Source organism: Streptomyces sindenensis, from assembly GCF_014649035.1.
GTDB lineage: Bacteria > Actinomycetota > Actinomycetes > Streptomycetales > Streptomycetaceae > Streptomyces > Streptomyces sindenensis.
On record NZ_BMSG01000005.1, the window covers coordinates 102,966 to 122,221 of the forward strand.

Genomic DNA, 19,256 nt, shown 5'->3' on the forward strand with positions numbered 1-19,256 from the left:
GTTGGCTGGTCTCCGTCCTCGTCTTGTAGATTCGAACGAATGACGGGGATCGGTAACCTCACCGCAATTCACAGATACCCCGTTCACCCCACCCGCTCCCCCACCCCACGGCCCCCTTCACCCCCTTCCCTCTCACCTGTCCCCTCGGCGAACTTCACCTGTTCCCTCTACGAAAGATCGGCGGCGAAGCGATGCGGCTGCGCGCACTGCTGGAGACCGATGCGCTGGGCCTGCGGCTGCTCGGCGGCGAGGACGAGCTGGACCGCACGGTCCGGGGCGTCATGACGACCGACCTGCGCGACCCCAGCCGCTATCTCTCCGGCGGCGAACTGGTCCTCACGGGCCTCGCCTGGCGCCGGGACGCGGCGGACTCCGAGCCGTTCGTCCGGATCCTGGCGGGCGCCGGGGTCGCCGGGCTCGCGGCCGGCGAGGCGGAGCTCGGTGACATCCCCGCCGATCTCGTCGAGGCGTGCCTGCACCACCGGCTACCGCTCTTCGCCGTGCACGAGACCGTTGCGTTCGCGACGATCACGGAGTACGTCGTACGCCAGGTCTCCGGTGAGCGGGCGGGCGACCTGGCGGCCGTGGTGGACCGGCACCGGCGGCTGATGACCTCCGGTCCGACGGGCGGCGGCCCCGAGGTGGTCCTGGACCTTCTCACCTCCGACCTGGACCTGCGGGCCTGGGTCCTGTCCCCCACCGGCCGCCAGATCGCCGGGGCGGGCGCCCCGCTGCCCGGCCCGCTGGGCGCCGCGCTGGCCGGGCACCACCTGGCCGCGACCCGCACCGGCCGCCGGGCCCCGCACCGGGCGGCGGTCGCCGGTACGACATATGCGCTCTTCCCGATCCGGAACACCGGCCGGGGCGCGGTGCCGGCCGCCCGTGACGTACGGGAGTCGGTGCTCTCCGACTGGCTGCTGGCGGTCGAGGCGGACGCCTCGGACTGGCCCGCCGCCCGGCTCGACCTGCTCCAGGGCGTCACGCAGCTGATCGCGGTCGAACGCGACCGCCGCGACGCGGCCCGTACGGTACGCCGCCGGCTCGCCCAGGAGGTGCTGGAGCTGGTGCAGGCGGGCGCCGCCCCCGCCGAGATCGCGGCCCGGCTGCGGGTCGCCGCACCGGTCCTGCTGCCGGGCCTCGGCGCGGCCCCGCAGTGGCAGGTCGTGGTGGCCCGGGTCGACTGGAGCGCCTCGGGCCAGTCCGCCGACGCGGGTGAGATCGCGAGCGGCCCGGTGGCCCAGGCGCTGCTGGAGGAGATCCTCGTCGACCCGGCGGTCAGCGGCCCCGACTCCGCCGACCGGATCGCCGTCGCCCACACGGGCGAGGAGGCCATCGCCCTGGTACCGCTGCCCGCGGTCATCACCGCGCCGGCGGAGCCCGGCGAGGACGAGGAGGGCGCCGCGGCGGGTTCGGACGGCGAGGACGCCGACGCCCTCGCCGATGAGCCCGGACTCCACGCCGACGCGCTGCTCGCCTCCGTACGCGAACCCCTCACGGCGGGGCTCGCCGACGACGGCCGGCTGACACTGGGTGTCAGCGCGGCCGTGCATTCCGCCGAAGGACTGCGCGGCGCGCTGGAAGAGGCCCGGCACGCCCGCCGGGTGGCCGCGGCCCGGCCGGGCCGGGTCTGCGCGGCCGGGCACCACGAGCTGGCCTCGCACGTGCTGCTGCTGCCGTTCGTCCCCGACGACGTCCGGCGCGCCTTCACCGCGCGGCTGCTGGACCCGCTGCGCGACTACGACCGGCGCCACCGGGCGGAGCTGATCGAGACGCTGGAGGCCTTCCTGGACTGCGACGGGTCCTGGACCCGCTGCGCGGCCCGGCTGCACCTCCACGTCAACACACTGCGCTACCGCGTCGGCCGCATCGAGCAGTTGACGGGGCGTGACCTTTCGCGGCTGGAGGACAAGCTCGATTTCTTCCTCGCCCTGCGGATGAGCTGATCTTCCGGCCGCGCACGGGGTCCGCCGGGACCCCGTCGCCCTCCCAGCGATTGTGAAATCTTTCACCTGACATTGCCCGGACCTCTTGGCCCGGAGTGCCGATCCATGCTGAGATGCGGCATCACTCAAGCACTCAACAGCACAATGGCGCGCTCGGGGAGGGCAATGTGGCGCATACCGCCATGTCTGGTTCCGGAACGACAGCAGATGACGATCCGCCGCTCCAGACCGCGGTATGGCGGCTGCGGTCACGCGCCTGCTGGACGGACGCGGCCGCCCTGCTGGAGCACGCCGCGGGCACCGAACCGGCCGCGGCGCTCCAGCGCACCGCGCTGCTGACCGAGCGGTGTCTCTACACCGGGCAGGGCTGGACCGAGGCCGAGGACGCCCTGCGCACGGCGGAGGCCGTCGCCCGCAGCGACGACGAGCGGGGCGCCGCCGCCTGTGAGCGGGGCCATCTGGCGTACGCCTCCACCCTCCTCGCGGTGCGGGACCGGGCCGACGAGGCGAGCGTGGCGCTGAGCCGGTCGGCGGCCCTGCTGGCTCCCGCGTCCCCCGCCCGGCCGCTGCTGGACTTCCGGCGCGGGCTGATCGCCCAGAACATCGCGGAGTCGCCGCAGGCCGCGCGCGCCGCCTTCCGCCGGGCGCACGCCGGTGCGGCGAACCTGGGCGACGAGCTGCTGCTGTCGTCCACCTGGCGCCATCTGGCCGCGCTCGCGCTGCGCGAGGGGGAGCTGGCCGAGGCCCGGCACGGCTTCGCGGAGTCGCTGCGGATCCGGGAGGAGCTGGGGTTCCTGGTCGGTACGGCCCCGGCGCTGATCTCGCTCGCGGAGGCGGAGGACGAACCGCAGGCGGCCCGGCTGCGCGCCGAGGCCGGCCGGCTGTTCCGGCTGCTGGGCGGCGTGCCCACCTGGCTGGCCCCGTATCTGGGTCCCCCCGCCCAGCGCACCGCCGAGGCGAGCTGAGCGCGGGCGGGGGCTGACCGCTGACCGGGCGGGGCTCACCGGCCCCGCCCGGTCAGCGGTCGGCGCCGTTGAAGTGCTCGCGGACCAGGGCCTGGACGACGGTGAGGTCCTGGGCGATGAGGGCGTCGAGCAGCGCGGTGTGCTCGGCGGCGTCGGCCAGCAGCTCGCCCCGGCGGGTGGCGGGCCCCGCGACCAGCGGCCACTGGGAGCGCCGGTGCAGTTCGTCGGCGACGGTCACGAGCTGCTCGTTGCCCGACAGGGCGAGGACCGCCCGGTGGAAGGCCCGGTCCGATTCGGCGTAGGCGGCCCGGTCGCCCACGGCCGCCGCCGCGACCGTGGCCTCCGCCAGCGGGCGCAGGACGCTCCAGCGGTGCGCCGGGACCGTACGGGCCAGGCTCAGCATCACGGGGACCTCGATCAGCGCCCGCACCTCGGCCAGCTCGGCCAGCTCACGGGGGCCGCGTTCGGTGACCCGGAAGCCGCGGTTCGGCACGACCTCGACGGCGCCCTCGACGGCCAGCCGCTGCATGGCCTCGCGCACCGGTGTGGCGGAGACGCCGAAGCGGGCGCCGAGCGCGGGGGCGGAGTACACCTGGCCGGGCACCAGCTCCCCGTCGACGAGGGCGGCGCGCAGGGCGTCCAGGATCTGGCCGCGGACGGAGTGGCGCCGGACGGCACGCGGCGCGGGGGGCTCACTGTGGGTGTGCTCGCCCCGGGCCTGTTCCGGCACGCGGTTCCGCGGGGCCCGGTCCTGCGGCACACGGGCGTCCCCCGGGGCGGACGGGAACGCTCCGGGGGCGTACGCCGGACGTGCGCCCTCGCGCGCGCTGCCCTGCTCCACCCGGACCTCCTCCGTCTGCCGCGGGCCGACTCGCGTGTGCCGGACCTCCTGTGCACGATAGAAGACCGAGGCTGCAGTTCACACATCGATGGCGTCGGGTAAGGTTAGCCTTACCTGCAAACGATCCCCCGATTCGGTGGTCCCCTGCATGACCCTCTCCCCGCCGTTCACCGGTGCCGCGACGTCCCCCGTGACCGCCGCGTACACCCGTCTGACCGAGGTGTTCCCCGGCCTGCGGGCCGATGTGCTCGACGGCGACACCGTCGCCCCGTCCGGCGCGGGCTGGGTCGGCGCGGCGGAGCTGGCGGCCGGCGGAGCCGCCGTGGACGCCTTCCTGGCCTGGGACAACGCCCAGGTGCTGCGCGACTACGGCCGGCAGGCCCGCCCGGACGTGGTGGCGAGCTTCGGTCTGCACCGGTACGCCTGGCCCGCCTGCCTGCTGGTGACCGTGCCGTGGTTCCTTCAGCGCCGGGTGCCCCGGATCCCGGTCGAGAACGTGGCGTTCCAGCGGACCCTGGGGCACCTGACCGTGCGCGTGGGGGAATTCGCCTGCCTTCCGGACGACCCGGCGGCCTCGCTGCCCGGAGCCCGGGTCGTCCCGGACGAGACGGCACTGCGGGCCGAGGTCCTGGCCTCGCTGACCGAGCACCTCGGGCCGGTGCTGGAGGGCTTCGGTCCGCGCATGCGACGCGGGAAGCGGGCCCTGTGGGGGATGGCGACGGACGAGATCGTCGAGGGCCTCTGGTACGTGGCGCACCTGATGGGCGAGGAGCGCCGCGCGATGGCCGAGCTGGAGCTGCTGCTCCCCGGCACGACGAAGCCGTACGTCGGCACCGCGGGCTTCCGCGAGCTGACCGGGCCCGACGGACAGTCGCTGCCGACCCGGGACCGGGCGAGCTGCTGCCTCTTCTACACCCTGCGCCCCGAGGACACCTGTGTGACCTGCCCGCGTACCTGTGACGCGGACCGGGTGCGGAAGCTCGCGGCGGCTTCCTGATCCACACCGCCCGTCCGGGGGACGTGGAATCGAACACAACTCGGCTCGATCGGGCGGGAGTTCGAGAAGATTCCACCCATCGATAGCCTCTCCTTACCCCATGGCGTGCTCTTGTCCCGAAACCACCGGAGCGGGACGGGAATTCCGTCACGATGGCGCACGAAACGCCCTACGTGACGCAAGGGACCGCGCATGAGACTGACCGACATATCGCTTGACTGGCTGCTTCCGGGCGCCGTACTGCTCGTGGGGGTCATGGCGGCGGTGACGGTGGTCGCACGCGGTAAGCGTGCCAAGGCCGCGGCCGACGACTCCTGGGAACGCAGCGAGGAACGCCGCAGACGCAAGGAAGCGCTGTACGCCACCGCCAGTTACGTCCTGCTGTTCTGCTGCGCCGCGGTCGCCGCCGCGCTCTCCTTCCACGGGCTCGTCGGCTTCGGCCGGCAGAACCTGAACCTCAGCGGCGGCTGGGAGTACCTGGTCCCGTTCGGACTGGACGGGGCCGCGATGTTCTGTTCCGTGCTGGCCGTACGGGAGGCGAGCCACGGAGACGCGGCGCTCGGCTCCCGGCTGCTGGTGTGGACGTTCGCCGGGGCCGCCGCCTGGTTCAACTGGGTGCACGCCCCCCGGGGCATGGACCACGCGGGCGCTCCGCACTTCTTCGCGGGGATGTCCCTCTCGGCCGCGGTGCTCTTCGACCGCGCGCTGAAGCAGACCCGCCGTGCGGCGCTGCGCGAACAGGGCCTGGTGCCCCGCCCGTTGCCGCAGATCCGGATCGTCCGCTGGCTGCGGGCCCCCCGGGAGACCTTCGGCGCCTGGTCGCTGATGCTCCTGGAGGGCGTCCGCACCCTGGACGAGGCGGTGGACGAGGTGCGGGAGGACCGGAAGGAGCAGGAGCAGGACCGGCTGCGCCGCCGGGACCAGGCCAAGCTGGACCGGGCCCGCATCAAGGCCCTGAACCGGCAGAACCGGGTCTGGGGACGCGCCCGGGGCGGGCAGCAGGTGGACGTACCCGCCCTCGCCCCGGCCTCCGGCGGCGCGCCACCGGCCGTCGCGGAGCCCGCCATAGCAGAGCCGGGTCAGCTGCCTCTGCGACCCCGGCCATCCCTGCAAGCCGTCGGCCCGAAGCAGACGGCCGATGGTTCGAGCCCGAAGAGCCTGGACGCGCCGAACCAGGGAAGTGATCCGAGGACCGTCGACCTCACCGCCGAGGACGACACCCAGACACTGCCCCGGCTCGACTCGCTGGAACAGAAACTGAAGGATCTGGAGCAGCAGTTCGGCTGATGCCCATCGCGCGGCGGAGGGCTCCTCAGGGCCTTCCGCCGTGCAGCTCGAACCAGACGGTCTTGCCCAGGGCCTGCGCCTCCACGCCCCAGGCGTCGGCCAGGCTCCGGACCAGGATCAGGCCCCTGCCGTGCGTACCGTCGTCGGCGTTCGGTACGTACGGCGCGGGCAGATCCTCGGACGCGAAGTCCTGCACCTCGACCCGCAGTCGGGCGGCTGTCGCCGTGGCGGTGACCACGGCCCCGTGCCGGGTGTGGATGAGCGCGTTGGTCACCAGCTCGCTCACCAGCAGCTCCGCCGCGTCGGTCTGCTCCTGGCCGGAGCGGTGCCGGAGGAACTCCCGCAACTCCCGGCGGACCTCCCCCACCGCGGCCCGTTCGGCGTGCCCCACTCTTCGGCGCATCCGGGCCGGCTGCGATGCCTCACCCGGTCTCCGGCCCCGGGGGGCGCGCCCCTCGATGACCGTGACCCTCTTCTGACGCTTCGCCATTTCCCCCGCCCGCACAGTGAACCGACCTCCTTCGATCCGGCTGCCCGTCGAACAGCCTCACGGGATGCATGCCCCTGTACGCACACGGTCACGCCCCGGGACCCATCAATAAGTGAACGGTCGGGAGCGGCGAGGGGCGCACGGAACATCACACCCGCGCACGCCATCACCACATAGGCGCAGCTGCGGTTAACGTCCGGCGAATAGACCCGAGTTGACGTTGACGACCCGACTTCTACGCGCGTCATCATGACGGCATGCGCATCCCCCCACGCATCACCCGGCTCGGCGGCTCGGCCGCCCTTCTGTCCCTTCTCCTCGCCTCGGGCCCGGTCACGGCCCAGGCGGCCACCCCGGCGACGACCTCCACCACCGCCCACTCCGCTAGCGCGTTCCGGGCGGCGGTGGGCAGCATCTGCTTCTCCGCGCTGCCGTCGCAGGCGCACGACACGCTGGATCTGATCGAGCAGGGCGGGCCGTTCCCGTACGAGCAGGACGGCACCGTCTTCCAGAACCGCGAGGGCCTGCTGCCCGGTCAGTCCACCGGCTACTACCACGAGTACACGGTCATCACCCCCGGTTCGCCGACCCGCGGCGCCCGCCGCATCGTCACCGGCGAGCGGAACGAGGAGGACTACTACACCGCCGACCACTACGCCTCCTTCGACCTGGTCGACCACGACTGCTGAACCCGTCTCCTGGGTCCTGTCGGCCCGGGGGTGTTCCGCACGTCCTGCGGGAAGGGAACCTGAGCTGTCACGCCAGGACCCCACACCTTCCCGAGGAGCTGTGATGCACGACGACCGCACCCTGGTGGAGGGCCGCCTGGAGAGGGCCCTCCACCAGTTCGTCCGCCCGGCCCAGTACGCCGCCCGCACCCCGCTCACCGTGTCCGTCTGGCACGTTCCGGGCGAGCCGGTGCCGGTGGCGGAGGCCCTGGGGGCGGACTTCGCGCCGTTCACGGCCGGTACGGAGTGGGGGAAGCCCTGGTCCACCAGCTGGTTCCGGCTGCGGGGAGCGGTGCCCGGGGAGTGGTCGGGGCGCCGGGTGGAGGTGGTCGTCGACCCGGGGTTCACGGGCCAGGGCCCGGGGTTCCAGGCGGAGGGGATGCTGTACGACCATCTGGGCGTCCCCCTGAAGGGTGTTCATCCCTGCAACCGGCACCTGACGCTCGCGCACCCGGCGGCGGGCGGGGAGCCGGTGGATCTGCTGCTGGAGGCGGCCGCCAATCCGGCGGTTCTGGAGCACGGTTTCCAACCGACCTCGCTCGGTGACGTGGCTACGTCCGGCGACCGCCCCCTGTACCGCTTCGCCTCCGCCGACCTCGCGGTACTCGACGAGGAGGTCTGGCATCTCGTCCTGGACATCGAGGTGCTGTCCGAGCTGATGCACGAACTGCCCGACGATCGGTCGCGGCGGCACGAGATCCTGCGGGCGCTGGAGTCGATGCTCGACGCGCTGGATCTGCACGACGTCTCCGGCACCGCGGCGGCGGGCCGGGCGGCGCTGGCCGAGGTGCTGGCGCGGCCCGCCTCGGCGAGCGCGCACCGGATCTCGGCGGCCGGGCACGCCCACATCGACTCGGCGTGGCTGTGGCCGCTGCGCGAGACCGTCCGCAAGGCGTCCCGTACGTTCGCCAATGTCACCGCCCTCGCGCGGGACTATCCGGAGCTGGTCTTCGCCTGTTCGCAGGCGCAGCAGTACGCCTGGGTGAAGGAGCACCAGCCACGCATCTGGGAGCGCATCGAGGAGGCGGTGGCGGCGGGGCAGTGGGCGCCGGTCGGCTCCATGTGGGTGGAGTCGGACGCCAATATGCCGGGCGGTGAGGCGCTGGCCCGCCAACTCGTGCACGGAAAGCGGTTCTTCGAGGAGGAGCTGGGCATCGAGACGGAGGAGATCTGGCTGCCGGACTCCTTCGGCTACACCGCCTCCTTCCCCCAGCTGGCGAAACTGGCCGGGGTGAGGTGGTTCCTCACCCAGAAGCTGTCCTGGAACCAGCACAACAGAATGCCGCACCACACCTTCTGGTGGGAGGGCATCGACGGCACCCGGGTCTTCACGCACTTCCCGCCGGTCGACACGTACAACGCCCAGCTCCACGCCCGCCAACTGGCGCACGCGGAGAAGAACTTCGCCGACAAGGGGCGGGCGACGCGTTCGCTGGCGCCGTTCGGCTGGGGCGACGGCGGGGGCGGGCCGACCCGCGAAATGCTGGAGCGGGCCCGCCGGCTGCGGGATCTGGAGGGCTCGCCGCGTGTGACGGTCGAGAAGCCGTCGGCGTTCTTCGCGGCGGCCGAGGAGGAGTACGGGGAGCGCGCGCCGGTCTGGTCGGGCGAGCTGTATCTGGAGCTGCACCGGGCGACCTACACCACGCAGGCGAAAACCAAGCAGGGCAACCGCCGCAGCGAACATCTGCTGCGCGAAGCCGAGTTGTGGGCGACGGTGGCCGCTCTGCGCTCCCCCTCCTACCGCTATCCGTACGAGCGCCTGGACCGGGTGTGGAAGACGGTGCTGCTGCACCAGTTCCACGACATCCTGCCCGGTTCGTCGATCGCCTGGGTGCACCGCGAGGCCCGGGACACCTATGAGGAGGTCCGCGCCGAGCTGGCGGACCTGGTGGCCGGGGCGGTGGCCTCGCTGGGCACCGCCGAGGGCATGGTGGCGCTCAACTCATCCCCGTACGACCGGTTCCAGGTGATCGAGCTGGACGCGGAGGCCGCCGGGGTACTGCCGTCCGGGGCGCACGTCCAGAAGCTGGGCGAGGGCCGGGCGGCGGTGCCGGCGCGGAGCCCGGGGCTCGGGGCGGGCCCGCTGGACGGAGCGGCGGTCCCGGAGCACGCGGTGACGGCGGCAGTCTCGGATTCAGGTGGTATCGCCCTGGACAACGGGCTGTTGCGGGTGGTGGTGGACGGCGACGGCCTGGTCTCGTCGGTCCGCGATCTGCTCGCCGGGCGTGAGGTGCTGGTCCCTGGTGCTCGCGCGAACCTCCTCCAGCTGCACCCGGACCACCCCAACCACTGGGATGCGTGGGACATCGACCGGCACTACCGGAACACCCGGACCGATCTCACCGACGCCGACTCCGTGTCGCTGGTGGAGGAGGGACCGCTGCGGGCCGCCGTGCGTGTGGTCCGGTCCTTCGGGAGGTCGACGGTCGTGCAGGAACTGCGGCTCGCGGCGGGGGCCCGGCAGCTCGACATCGGCACCGAGGTCGACTGGCAGGAGTCCGAGAAGGTCCTCAAAGCGGCCTTCCCCCTCGATGTGCACGCCGAACGGTCCACCGCCGAGATCCAGTTCGGCCATGTCCACCGGGCCACCCACGACAACACGTCCTGGGACGCGGCCCGTTTCGAGATCTGTGCCCACCGCTGGCTGCGGGTGGCCGAGCCGGGCTACGGCGTGGCGCTGCTCAACGACTCGACGTACGGCCACGACGTGACCCGCACCCCGCACCCGGACGGCCTCGGCACCACGGTGCGGCTCACGCTGCTGCGCGCCCCGCACAGCCCGGACCCGCACACCGATCTGGGCGTGCACCGCTTCCGCTACGCGCTCGCGCCCGGCGCGGAGGTGACGGACGCCGTACGGGAGGGCCTGGCGCTGAACCTCCCGCTACGGGCGGCGGTGGCCCCGGCCGTGCCCGCGCTGGTGTCGACGGGGCACCCGGCGGTGACGGTCGAGTCGGTGAAGCTCGCCGAGGACCGGAGCGGGGACGTGATCGTACGGCTCTACGAGTCGGCGGGCGGCCGGGCGCGGACCCGGCTGAAGGCGGCGTTCCCGGTCACGGAGGCGAGGATCACCGATCTGCTGGAGCGGCCGCTGCACCCGGCGGAGACCGACGAGGACGGACTGGTCCTCGTCCTGCGGCCGTTCCAGATCCTGACGGTTCGCCTGACCCCGGCGTGACGGGGCCGGGCGGGCGCCGGTCGCAGGGGCTCAGGGGCGGGGGACGTTACGGAGGTTGGAGCGGGCCATCTGGAGCATCCGGCCCACTCCGCCGTCGAGCACGATCTTGCTGGCGGAGAGCGCGAAGCCGGTGACCATCTCGGCGCTGATCTTCGGCGGGATGGACAGCGCGTTCGGGTCGGTGACGACGTCGATGAGCGCGGGCCCCTTGTGCTTGAACGCGTCCTTGAGGGCGGACTGCAACTGCTTGGGCTTCTCCACACGCACGCCGTAGGCGCCGGCCGCACGGGCGATGGCGGCGAAGTCGGGGTTCTTGTTGGTGGTCCCGTACGACGGCAGTCCGGCCACCAGCATCTCCAACTCGACCATGCCGAGGGAGGAGTTGTTGAACAGGACGACCTTCACCGGCAGGTCGTACTGGACGAGGGTGAGGAAGTCGCCCATCAGCATGGCGAATCCGCCGTCGCCGGACATCGCGACGACCTGCCGGTTCAGGTCGGTGAACTGGGCGCCGATCGCCTGCGGCAGGGCGTTGGCCATCGAGCCGTGGCTGAACGAACCGATCACCCTGCGCTTGCCGTTGGGCGTCAGATAGCGGGCGGCCCACACGTTGTTCATGCCGGTGTCGACGGTGAACACCGCGTCCTCGTCGGCCATCTCGTCCAGCACGGAGGCGACGTACTCGGGGTGGATCGGGACGTGCTTCTCGACCTTGCGGGTGTAGGCCTTGACCACCCCCTCCAGGGCGCCCGCGTGCTTCTTCAGCATCCGGTCGAGGAACTTGCGGTCGGACTTCGGCTGCACCCGGGGGGTGAGGCAGCGCAGGGTCTCGCGCACATCGCCCCAGACCGCGAGGTCGAGCTTGGAACGGCGGCCGAGGTGTTCGGGCCGCACATCGACCTGGACGATCTTCACGTCGTCCGGGAGGAAGGCGTTGTAGGGGAAATCGGTGCCGAGCAGGATCAGGAGGTCGCACTCGTGGGTCGCCTCGTAGGCGGCGCCGTAGCCGAGCAGCCCGCTCATTCCGACGTCGTACGGATTGTCGTACTGGATCCATTCCTTGCCGCGCAGCGCGTGCCCGACCGGGGACTTGATCTTCTCGGCGAACTCCATGACCTCGGCGTGCGCACCGGCCGTGCCGCTGCCGCAGAACAGCGTCACCCGTTTGGCCTCGTCCACCATGCGGCAGAGCTTGTCGATCTCGTCGTCGCCGGGCCGGACGGTCGGCCGCGTGGTGACGAGAGCGTGTTCGATCGACTTCTCGGGGGCGGCCTTGGAGGCGACGTCGCCCGGCATCGTGACGACGCTGACGCCGCCGCGCCCGATGGCGTGCTGGATCGCCGTCTGGAGCAGCCTCGGCATCTGCTCCGGGTGGGAGATCATCTCGTTGTAGTGGCTGCACTCCTGGAACAGCAGCTCGGGATGGGTCTCCTGGAAGTAGCCGAGGCCGATCTCGCTGGAGGGGATGTGCGAGGCGAGGGCCAGCACCGGGGCCATGGAGCGGTGCGCGTCGTACAGGCCGTTGATCAGGTGCAGATTGCCCGGCCCGCAGGAGCCCGCGCAGGCCGCGAGCGAGCCGGTGACCTGCGCTTCGGCTCCGGCGGCGAAGGCGGCGGTCTCCTCGTGCCGGACGTGGATCCAGTCGATGGACGGATTACGCCGGATGGCGTCCACGACGGGGTTCAGGCTGTCGCCGACGACACCGTACAGACGTTTGACGCCCGCCCTGGCGAGGATGTCGACGAACTGCTCCGCCACGTTCTGCTTGGCCATGGGTGCGCGCCCTTCCTTGCCCGTGCTCCGTGCACTTCGGTTGTCCGGACTCCGGAGCCCGAAACGCCGTTCGCCGGACTCCGGAATCCATCAACCCACGGGGCGCGCGGTTACGCCTCCCAGACGGCGGCGCAGGTGCGGTCGTCGGCGTACCCCTTGATCCGGAGCTGGGTGTCGGCGAGGAAGGCGGGCAGTCCGGGCGGCCCTTCGCTCCCCCAGCGGGCGGCGAGCTCGCCGGGGAGCGCCGGTTCGCCGCGCATGGGCTCGGCGAGGCCGTTGCTGCACAGCATCAGCGTGTCCCCGGGGCGGGCCACGGAGGCCCGGAACCGGAAGGGCTCGGCGGGCGGCTGCGTGAGACCTTCGACGTCCGGCGACGCCGGCCCGGTGATCTGGAGATCCATGGTCAGCCGGTCTCCGTCCGGCGACGCCTCCTGCTCGCCGTCGGGCGACGCGCCCTGACCGGCCCGGCTCTGCGGAATGAAGGGCTCCAGGTCCTGCCAGAGCCCGTCGCGGAGCCGGAAGAGGCCGCCGCTGCCGACGCCGAAGAAGACCCGGGTGCGGCACTCGGGGTCGGCGGACAGCAGCAGGCAGCGGAGGCTCGCGGTGTACGCCCCGGGTTCGACGCCGAGTTCGGCGGCGCGGGCGCGCAGCTTGCCGTACGTACGGTCGGTGAGCCGGTGCAGCCCGGATTTCAGGTCGCCCCGGCGGCCCGCTCTTATGTCCTCGGACAGCCGGAGGTGGCTGCGGGCGACGGCTCCGCCGATCCAGCGGCAGGCGTCGGCCGCGGCGAGGTGGGCCGCCTCGCCGTCCCGCCTGCCGCCCGCCACGGCGATGAGGACGAGGGCGCTCTCGGCGGCCCCGAACCGGGCGGTGAGCAGCCCGTCGCGCCGGGGTTCGCCGCGGAAGCGGGCGGAGTCGCCGCGCACGGAGGCGGAGCGCAGGGTGTACGTCCCGTAGCGCGCGCCGTCCAGAACAGTGTCGGGGACGAGACCCTCCAGGTTTTCCGAGGTGGCGGAGGGCAGGGCGGCGGGTTCGGCGTCGTAGGTGGGTGGCCGGTCCCCCAGATGTCCGACGACGGGCCGGATGGCCGCGGCGGCCGTGGGATCCGGCGGCAGTTCGTGCAGCGCGCTGGGGTCGGGGGCGAGGGCGGCCTCGGGCCCGTCGGACCCGGCCTCGCCGGCCTCGGGCTCGGGCGCGGCCGGCCCACGCGGCGCGGCGAAGGTCCGGGGCCCGGCCTGCCCGCCGGGCGCTTCCCAGGGCGCGGGGAAGGCGGTGGTGCGGGGCGCGGTGGGCGGCGGCGGGATGGGCGGCGACACGCGCGGGTCCGGCACGAGGCCGGGCGGCGGGGCGGGGTCCGCCGCCGGTGCCGAGGCCCGGGCCGGCCCCGGATCCTGGACCGGCCCCGCCGGCACGGACGGGTCCGGGACGACTGCCGGAACCGGGGCGGGCGGCTCCGGGACCACGGCCGGGTCCGGGGCGGCTGACGGGCCGGGAATCACCCCCTGCTCCGGCGGCGGCCGGTACGCGTCCGGGGCCGGGGCCTCGTACCGGTCGGCGTCCGCCTCCTCGTAGCCGTCGGCGTCCGGAGCCTCGTAACGGTCCGCGAACGGGTCTTCGTAGGCGTCCGCGTACGGGTCGTGGACCGATTCGCGTGCGGTGGCCCGGCCGGTGTCCGCCGGGCCGCTCACCGTGTCCGACACGGAGTCGAAGCGGTCGTCGAGGCTGTCGGCCGCGCGGCTGGGACCGGTGTCCGGTGCGGACTCGTCGTACAGCTTGCGCCACCAGTCGTCCTCGTGGGCGGCGGGCTTCTCCCCCTGCTGACTCATGCCCCTATTGTCGACCGCGAAGGCGGCCCGAAAACGGGGCATCGGGAAAAAGTGACCCATAAACAGGGTCCGCCGGGCGGCCCCACCCCCCACGGGAAGGACGCCCGGCGGACCGGTCGGAACGATCGGCATATCGGCGTTTCAGCCGCTCATACGCTCAGCCGATCCTCGGTTTCGGCGGCTCGTCGTGCCCCGCTCCTCAGCGCACGGCATAGGCGTCCGCCACGGTCTGGACGACGGAGTTGCCGTTCGCGTCGGCCAGTTCCGTCCGCAGGGTGACGGACTTGCCGGCCGCGTCCGCGTGGTCGAGGGTGGCCGACCAGCGGCCGCCCCGGTGCGCGGTGGTGGCCGCGTGCCAGGTCTCGCCGCCGTCGTAGCTGAACGAGACCTTCGCGGAAGTGAGTTCACCGGGGGTGTACCCGGCGTGCCCGGTCGCGGCGAGCGCGATCCGCTGACCGTTTTCCGCGGGCACGGTCTTCATGCCGTCGGTGGCCACGTCGTAGCGCGGGAAGAGCAGCGGGAGCCCCTGCGACGCCACGTCCGGCTTCCGCTCGGAACGGAAGCCCCAGGTGGTCTCCGTCCGCGTGGACCGCTTCCAGACCGCCGCGGGCGAGCCGATCTTCGTGGTCATCAGGGTGAGTTCGTAGGCGGCGTCCTCGGAGGGCACGGTGAAGACTCCGAACGGATAGCCGCTCTCGCCGACGACGTCGCCCTCGCGCTTGAGCCGCGTGTTGCCGATGTCGCCGAACGAGCCCTGCTGGCCGACGTGTTCGGAGTCGGTCATGAAGGCCGGGGCGACACCGATGAGATTGCCCTGCCGTTCACCGGCGAGCGCCTCCCCGCCCTGGGCGTCGCGCGGCGCGCCGGGGACCAGCAGGCCCCGGTACCACTCCTCCGTCGTGGCCCGGCCCGCCTGGTACGTACGGGCGTCGCCGGTCATCAGCTCGCCCCACGGGAAGCTGGAGGAGAGCATCTTCTGCCAGATCGTGTCCCCCGCCGTGTAGTACTCGGTGCGCTTTCCGGGGGCGGCGACCAGGGCGAGGGAGGACGCGCTGTAGGTCGCGCCGTAGGGGCGGGAGACGAGGAGCGTGTCGACGAAGTCGGCGGCCACGCCCATCGATTCATGGGTGGAGACGACCGAGCCGAGCTTCTTGTCGCGGACCTTGTAGGTGCGGTCCGAGGTGAGCTGCCCCTTCTCCGGGAACGACAGGTTGTAGACGAACGGGCTGACGGCCGTGGCGGTCCAGGAGACCTCCGCCTTCCCCTTGCCCAGGGCCGTCTTCAGCACGGCGGCCTCGTCGGCGCGCAGCCCGAGGACCGGCAGGGGCGCGGCCCCGTAGCCGAGGCTCGGCTGCCAGTCGCCGGCCGAGGGGCGGTGCACCAGGAGCGCCTTCGCCCCGGCGGCCTCGGCGGCCCGTGCCTGGGCCAGGACGCCCGGGGCGTCGTCGCCGACGTTCACCAGCGCGATCCGGTTCTTCGCACCGGCGGCCTCCAGCTCGGCGGCGCTGCCCGCACCGGCGTCGACGACCTCGGCCCGGCCGGTGCCGTCCAGGTTGACCGAGCCCGTGGTGGCGGGCCTGGGGTGCAGGGCGGCTCCGCCGACCAGGGAGAACTTCTGGATCTGAGGGGCGTAGGCGCGCCAGAAGGAGGTGAACTCGAACTCCCCGTCACGGGCCCTGCCCCGGACGTCTGCCAGGTAGTCCTTGATGATCCCGGTGCCGGAGATGGATCCGGAGTGCAGCCAGGTGTCGTCCCAGGAGCGTCCGAAGGCGAGGGTCGCGCCGCGTGTCTCGGCGGCCCGGTCCTCGGTCCGGACCTTCAGGCGGTGGGCCTTGCGGGCGTCGAGGACGACAGTGGTGTCCTCGGTGATGTTCAGCTGGGGGCGGGCCAGATAGCCGACGGACCCGACGAGCCGACCGGTCGGGTCGGTGGTGTCGGGCGTCGCGATGAAGCTGGAGACGAAGTAGGCGCCGGGCCGCACCTGGAAGGTCTGGTCGGTGGCGCCCTCGTTGAAGCGGCGTTCGCCGGAGGCGGTGTCGGTGCCGATGAGGTCGAGGGAGGAGACGCCGTCGGCGGGCTTCCCGGTGCGGTCGACGAGCTTGACGCGCAGGGTTACCGTCTCCGGCGCCACGTACAGGGAGAACGGGGTGGAGACCTTCACTCCCCCGGTGGCCGTGGCGAGGACGCGGCCGGTGACATCGCCGTACTGGGCGGGGGTCAGCCGGGCGGCGGGGTCGAGGACGAGCGGCACCTCGACCGTCTCCCCGGCGGGCACGGTGACGGTCGTGCGGCCGAGCGAGGCGACCTTCGAGCGGACGGCCGAGCCGTCGTTGCCGGTGACGCCCGCGACCCGCAGCGACAGCTTCACCGGCTTGCCGCCGGTGTTGGTGTAGGGCACGGCGACGGTGGCGCGGTCGCTTCTGTCCTGCGGCCAGTTGAAGGTGCCGCCCTGCACTGCGGGGGCGCCGGTCACCGGCGTGCGCACGGCGCGGTCGACGTCGAGACGGCCGCCTCCGGTCTCGCGTACGTCGCCGGGGACGGCACTGCTCGCCGAGGAGACGAGGGCCGCCTTGATCCGCTGGGCGGTCCAGTCCGGGTGACGCTGCTTCACCACGGCCGCCGCGCCCGCGACATGCGGGGTCGCCATCGACGTACCGGACATGGAGCGGTACGCCTGTGAGCCCCGGCCGCCCGCGGCGGCGGCGGAGATCGCGACGCCGGGCGCGGCGATCTCCGGCTTGAGGGTGTGCGAGACGATCGCGGGGCCGCGGCTGGAGAAGTCCGCGGTGGAGTCGTCGCGGTCGACCGCGCCCACGGTCAGGACGCCGGGGGCGCAGCCGGGCGAGGAGACGGTGTTGAGGGACGGGCCGAGGTTTCCGGCGGCGACCACGAACAACGTGTCCTTGTTCTTGCCGAGTTCGGTGGCGGCCAGGCTCATCGGGTCGGTGCAGTCGGTGGGTTCGGCGCTGCCGAGGCTCATGGAGACGACGTCCGCCTTGTTGTCGACGGCCCACTGCATGCCCGCGATGATCCAGGAGGCGGCACCGGAGCCGCTGTCGTTGAGGACCTTGCCGACCATCAGATCGGCGCCGGGGGCGACGCCCTTGTTCTTCCCGTCGCTCGCCGCGCCGGATCCGCCGACGGTGGAGGCGACGTGGGTGCCGTGGCCCTGGCGGTCCTCGGTGTCGGGTGAGTCGGTGAAGTTCTCCGACGCGGTGATCCGGCCCTTGAGGTCGGGGTGTTCGGCGTCGGCCCCGGTGTCCAGGACGGCGACCCTGGTGCCGGTGCCGTCGTAGCCGGCGGCCCAGGCTCGGTCCGCGCCGACCTGCTTCGTCGATTTGTCGAGACTGGCCTGAACCTTGCGGTCCAGCCAGAGCTTCTTGAGGCCGGAGCCCGCACGGGAGCGGGGTGCGGTGAGGTCGGCCCAGAAGTCGGCGGCGCGCTTCTTGTCGGCCTTGAGCGCCAGTCCGCCGATGATGTCGAGGGCCGCTCCGCGCTCGGCCCCGCGCGGGGTGACGAGGGTGCGGCGGGCGGCGGCGCCGGTGTAGGTGGCGATCAGCGGGACGGAGTCGGCGCGGCTGTCGTCGTACCCCTGGCGGATCAGCTCGGTGACGTTGAACAGCTCCTCGTCCACGGCGCCCGCGGCGAGCGCGGACACGGCGGACTCGGGGTAGACGTACAGGTCCGGGCCGGACTGCCGGGTCTGGACGAGGGGCACGCTGCCGTCCGCGCGGGGCAGGGCGGTGGCGGCGGCCGCGCCCGAGGCGTCCGTGGTCACCAGGACCTTGTCCCCGGTGACGAGTGTCAGCGTGACGGGCTTCGGGTCCGTGGCGGCGGTCGCCGCACTCCCGGTGATCGGTCTGGTCGCGTCTCGCCCGTCCGGTGGCGCGGCCACCGACGGAGCGATCACGGTGACGGCGAGCACGGCGGCGGTCGCCGTTCCGAGTGCCGTACGCGATATCGGGCGCATCGCTCTCCCCAGGTCATTCCGGAACGAAAAAGCCCAAGAGGCCGTATCCCGGGGGTTGTTGGTGCTGCGGTGGCGCCACACTGGCAGAGGGGCCAGGGGTACGGGGGATGATGTGGGCGGCGGGTTTACGCCGTGGCCTTTTCCCGCCACACGGACCCGCCGCAGGGGCGCCGCGATGCGCGATCAGCCACGTCCGGGGAGGTCGGAGAATGCTGGGGGCCATTGGTCTCGACGAGAGACAGGAGACCGCGTACCGCGCGCTCGTCGCGGCGGGAGCCGCGGAGCTCACCGATCTCGCGCACCGGCTGGCGCTTCCGGAGGCGGACGCCGAGCGCGTGCTGCGGCGGCTGGAACAGCAGGGGCTCGCCGCCCAGTCCTCGGCCCGGCCCGGCCGCTGGGTGGCGGCGCCGCCCGGGGTGGCGCTCGGCGCGCTGCTGATCCAACAGCGGCACGAGCTGGAGCAGGCGGAGCTGGCGTCCGCGCTGCTCGCCGAGGAGTACCGGGCCGAGGCGAGCGAACCGGCGGTGCACGATCTGGTGGAGGTGGTGACGGGGGCGAGCGCCGTCACCCAGCGTTTCCACCAGTTGCAACTGGGGGCGGTGTCCGAGGTGTGCGCCCTGGTGACGGGGAAGCCGATCGCGGTGACCGGGATGGAGAACGAGTCCGAGGAGCGGGCCGCCTCGCGCGGGGTGAGCTACCGGGTGGTGGTCGAGCGCGAGGTGCTGTCGACGCCGTACGGGATCCTGGAGCTGTCGGCGGCGCTGAGCCGGGACGAGCGGTGCCGGGTGGTGGACCGGGTGCCGACGAAGCTGGTGGTGGCCGACGGGAGCCTCGCGATGGTCCCGCTGACCGGGCGGGGCGCGGAGCCCGCGGCCCTGGTGGTGCACGCCAGCGGTCTGCTGGAGTCGCTGATGGGCCTGTTCGAGGCGGTGTGGCGCGATGCCATGCCGTTGCGTCTCGGCGAGGGCGGCGGGGTCCGCGAGGACGGCGTCGGGCCGGATCCGACGGACCTGGAGATCCTGTCCCTGCTGCTGGCGGGGCTGACCGACGCCAGTGTGGCCAAGCAGCTGGACCTGGGGCTGCGGACCGTGCAGCGGCGGGTCAAGGGCCTGATGGAGCTGACCGGCGTCTCGACCCGGCTCCAGCTGGGCTGGCACGCGTACGAGCGTGGCTGGGTGGCCCGTACCGGTCCGCAGGCCTGAGGCCCGGAGACCGGGGCCCGCCGCCTCGTCCCCGCAGGTGGCCGGGGTGCGCTGAC

The 19,256-nt window shown here is 73.0% G+C and carries 12 protein-coding genes; 7 read left to right on the plus strand and 5 right to left on the minus strand.

The annotated features are described in order from the left end of the window. Positions 1-191 precede the first annotated feature (191 nt). Positions 192-1,943 carry a PucR family transcriptional regulator ligand-binding domain-containing protein gene (locus tag IE145_RS08735; protein ID WP_189520330.1) on the plus strand — a complete coding sequence of 584 codons (1,752 nt, stop codon included), beginning with the start codon at positions 192-194 and terminating at the stop codon, positions 1,941-1,943. Positions 1,944-2,125: 182 nt separating this feature from the next. Next, the gene (locus tag IE145_RS08740; protein ID WP_189520331.1) at positions 2,126-2,908 is read left to right on the plus strand and encodes a hypothetical protein; all 783 of its coding nucleotides are present in this window, start codon (positions 2,126-2,128) and stop codon (positions 2,906-2,908) included. 52 nt (positions 2,909-2,960) lie between these two features. Here the strand turns inward: IE145_RS08740 and IE145_RS08745 are convergent, their stop codons facing one another. Then, complete coding sequence (locus IE145_RS08745) at positions 2,961-3,749, minus strand: GntR family transcriptional regulator (protein WP_189520332.1); 789 nt, start codon at positions 3,747-3,749, stop codon at positions 2,961-2,963. 148 nt (positions 3,750-3,897) lie between these two features. On the opposite strand from IE145_RS08745, the gene IE145_RS08750 reads away from it, so the two are divergent. Continuing rightward, positions 3,898-4,746: a (2Fe-2S)-binding protein gene (locus IE145_RS08750; protein ID WP_189520333.1), complete on the plus strand. Its 849-nt coding sequence runs from the start codon at positions 3,898-3,900 to the stop codon at positions 4,744-4,746. Between the two features lie 192 nt (positions 4,747-4,938). After that, positions 4,939-6,033, plus strand: coding sequence for a DUF2637 domain-containing protein (locus tag IE145_RS08755; protein WP_189520334.1), 1,095 nt, complete (start codon positions 4,939-4,941; stop codon positions 6,031-6,033). 25 nt (positions 6,034-6,058) lie between these two features. Here the strand turns inward: IE145_RS08755 and IE145_RS08760 are convergent, their stop codons facing one another. After that, positions 6,059-6,523: an ATP-binding protein gene (locus IE145_RS08760; protein ID WP_229825434.1), complete on the minus strand. Its 465-nt coding sequence runs from the start codon at positions 6,521-6,523 to the stop codon at positions 6,059-6,061. Between the two features lie 257 nt (positions 6,524-6,780). Between IE145_RS08760 and IE145_RS08765 the strand changes: the two genes are divergently transcribed. Both IE145_RS08765 and IE145_RS08770 read left to right on the plus strand, forming a co-directional pair. Beyond that, on the plus strand, positions 6,781-7,212 hold the full coding sequence (locus IE145_RS08765) for a guanyl-specific ribonuclease (protein WP_189520335.1): 432 nt from the start codon (positions 6,781-6,783) through the stop codon (positions 7,210-7,212). Between the two features lie 103 nt (positions 7,213-7,315). After that, complete coding sequence (locus IE145_RS08770) at positions 7,316-10,429, plus strand: alpha-mannosidase (protein ID WP_189520336.1); 3,114 nt, start codon at positions 7,316-7,318, stop codon at positions 10,427-10,429. 30 nt (positions 10,430-10,459) lie between these two features. Here IE145_RS08770 and IE145_RS08775 read toward each other — a convergent pair whose 3' ends face one another. From IE145_RS08775 to IE145_RS08785, 3 genes are all read right to left on the minus strand, one after another. Beyond that, positions 10,460-12,202: a pyruvate dehydrogenase gene (locus IE145_RS08775; RefSeq protein WP_189520337.1), complete on the minus strand. Its 1,743-nt coding sequence runs from the start codon at positions 12,200-12,202 to the stop codon at positions 10,460-10,462. Positions 12,203-12,312: 110 nt separating this feature from the next. Then, complete coding sequence (locus IE145_RS08780; RefSeq protein WP_189520338.1) at positions 12,313-14,028, minus strand: protein phosphatase 2C domain-containing protein; 1,716 nt, start codon at positions 14,026-14,028, stop codon at positions 12,313-12,315. 199 nt (positions 14,029-14,227) lie between these two features. Then, positions 14,228-17,998, minus strand: a complete 3,771-nt coding sequence (locus IE145_RS08785) for a S8 family peptidase (protein ID WP_189520339.1) — start codon at positions 17,996-17,998, stop codon at positions 14,228-14,230. 209 nt (positions 17,999-18,207) lie between these two features. Between IE145_RS08785 and IE145_RS08790 the strand changes: the two genes are divergently transcribed. Further along, positions 18,208-19,200: a helix-turn-helix transcriptional regulator gene (locus tag IE145_RS08790; protein WP_189520340.1), complete on the plus strand. Its 993-nt coding sequence runs from the start codon at positions 18,208-18,210 to the stop codon at positions 19,198-19,200. Positions 19,201-19,256 lie beyond the last annotated feature (56 nt).

What these genes read in the sequence shown, in the direction of transcription:
- IE145_RS08750 (WP_189520333.1), top strand. Translation starts at nt 3,898, where the DNA reads ATGACCCTCTCCCCGCCGTTCACCGGTGCCGCGACGTCCCCCGTGACC.
- IE145_RS08780 (WP_189520338.1), bottom strand. Translation starts at nt 14,028, where the DNA reads ATGAGTCAGCAGGGGGAGAAGCCCGCCGCCCACGAGGACGACTGGTGG.
- IE145_RS08735 (WP_189520330.1), top strand. Translation starts at nt 192, where the DNA reads ATGCGGCTGCGCGCACTGCTGGAGACCGATGCGCTGGGCCTGCGGCTG.
- IE145_RS08785 (WP_189520339.1), bottom strand. Translation starts at nt 17,998, where the DNA reads ATGCGCCCGATATCGCGTACGGCACTCGGAACGGCGACCGCCGCCGTG.
- IE145_RS08770 (WP_189520336.1), top strand. Translation starts at nt 7,316, where the DNA reads ATGCACGACGACCGCACCCTGGTGGAGGGCCGCCTGGAGAGGGCCCTC.
- IE145_RS08740 (WP_189520331.1), top strand. Translation starts at nt 2,126, where the DNA reads ATGTCTGGTTCCGGAACGACAGCAGATGACGATCCGCCGCTCCAGACC.
- IE145_RS08760 (WP_229825434.1), bottom strand. Translation starts at nt 6,523, where the DNA reads ATGGCGAAGCGTCAGAAGAGGGTCACGGTCATCGAGGGGCGCGCCCCC.
- IE145_RS08775 (WP_189520337.1), bottom strand. Translation starts at nt 12,202, where the DNA reads ATGGCCAAGCAGAACGTGGCGGAGCAGTTCGTCGACATCCTCGCCAGG.
- IE145_RS08755 (WP_189520334.1), top strand. Translation starts at nt 4,939, where the DNA reads ATGAGACTGACCGACATATCGCTTGACTGGCTGCTTCCGGGCGCCGTA.
- IE145_RS08765 (WP_189520335.1), top strand. Translation starts at nt 6,781, where the DNA reads ATGCGCATCCCCCCACGCATCACCCGGCTCGGCGGCTCGGCCGCCCTT.
- IE145_RS08790 (WP_189520340.1), top strand. Translation starts at nt 18,208, where the DNA reads ATGCTGGGGGCCATTGGTCTCGACGAGAGACAGGAGACCGCGTACCGC.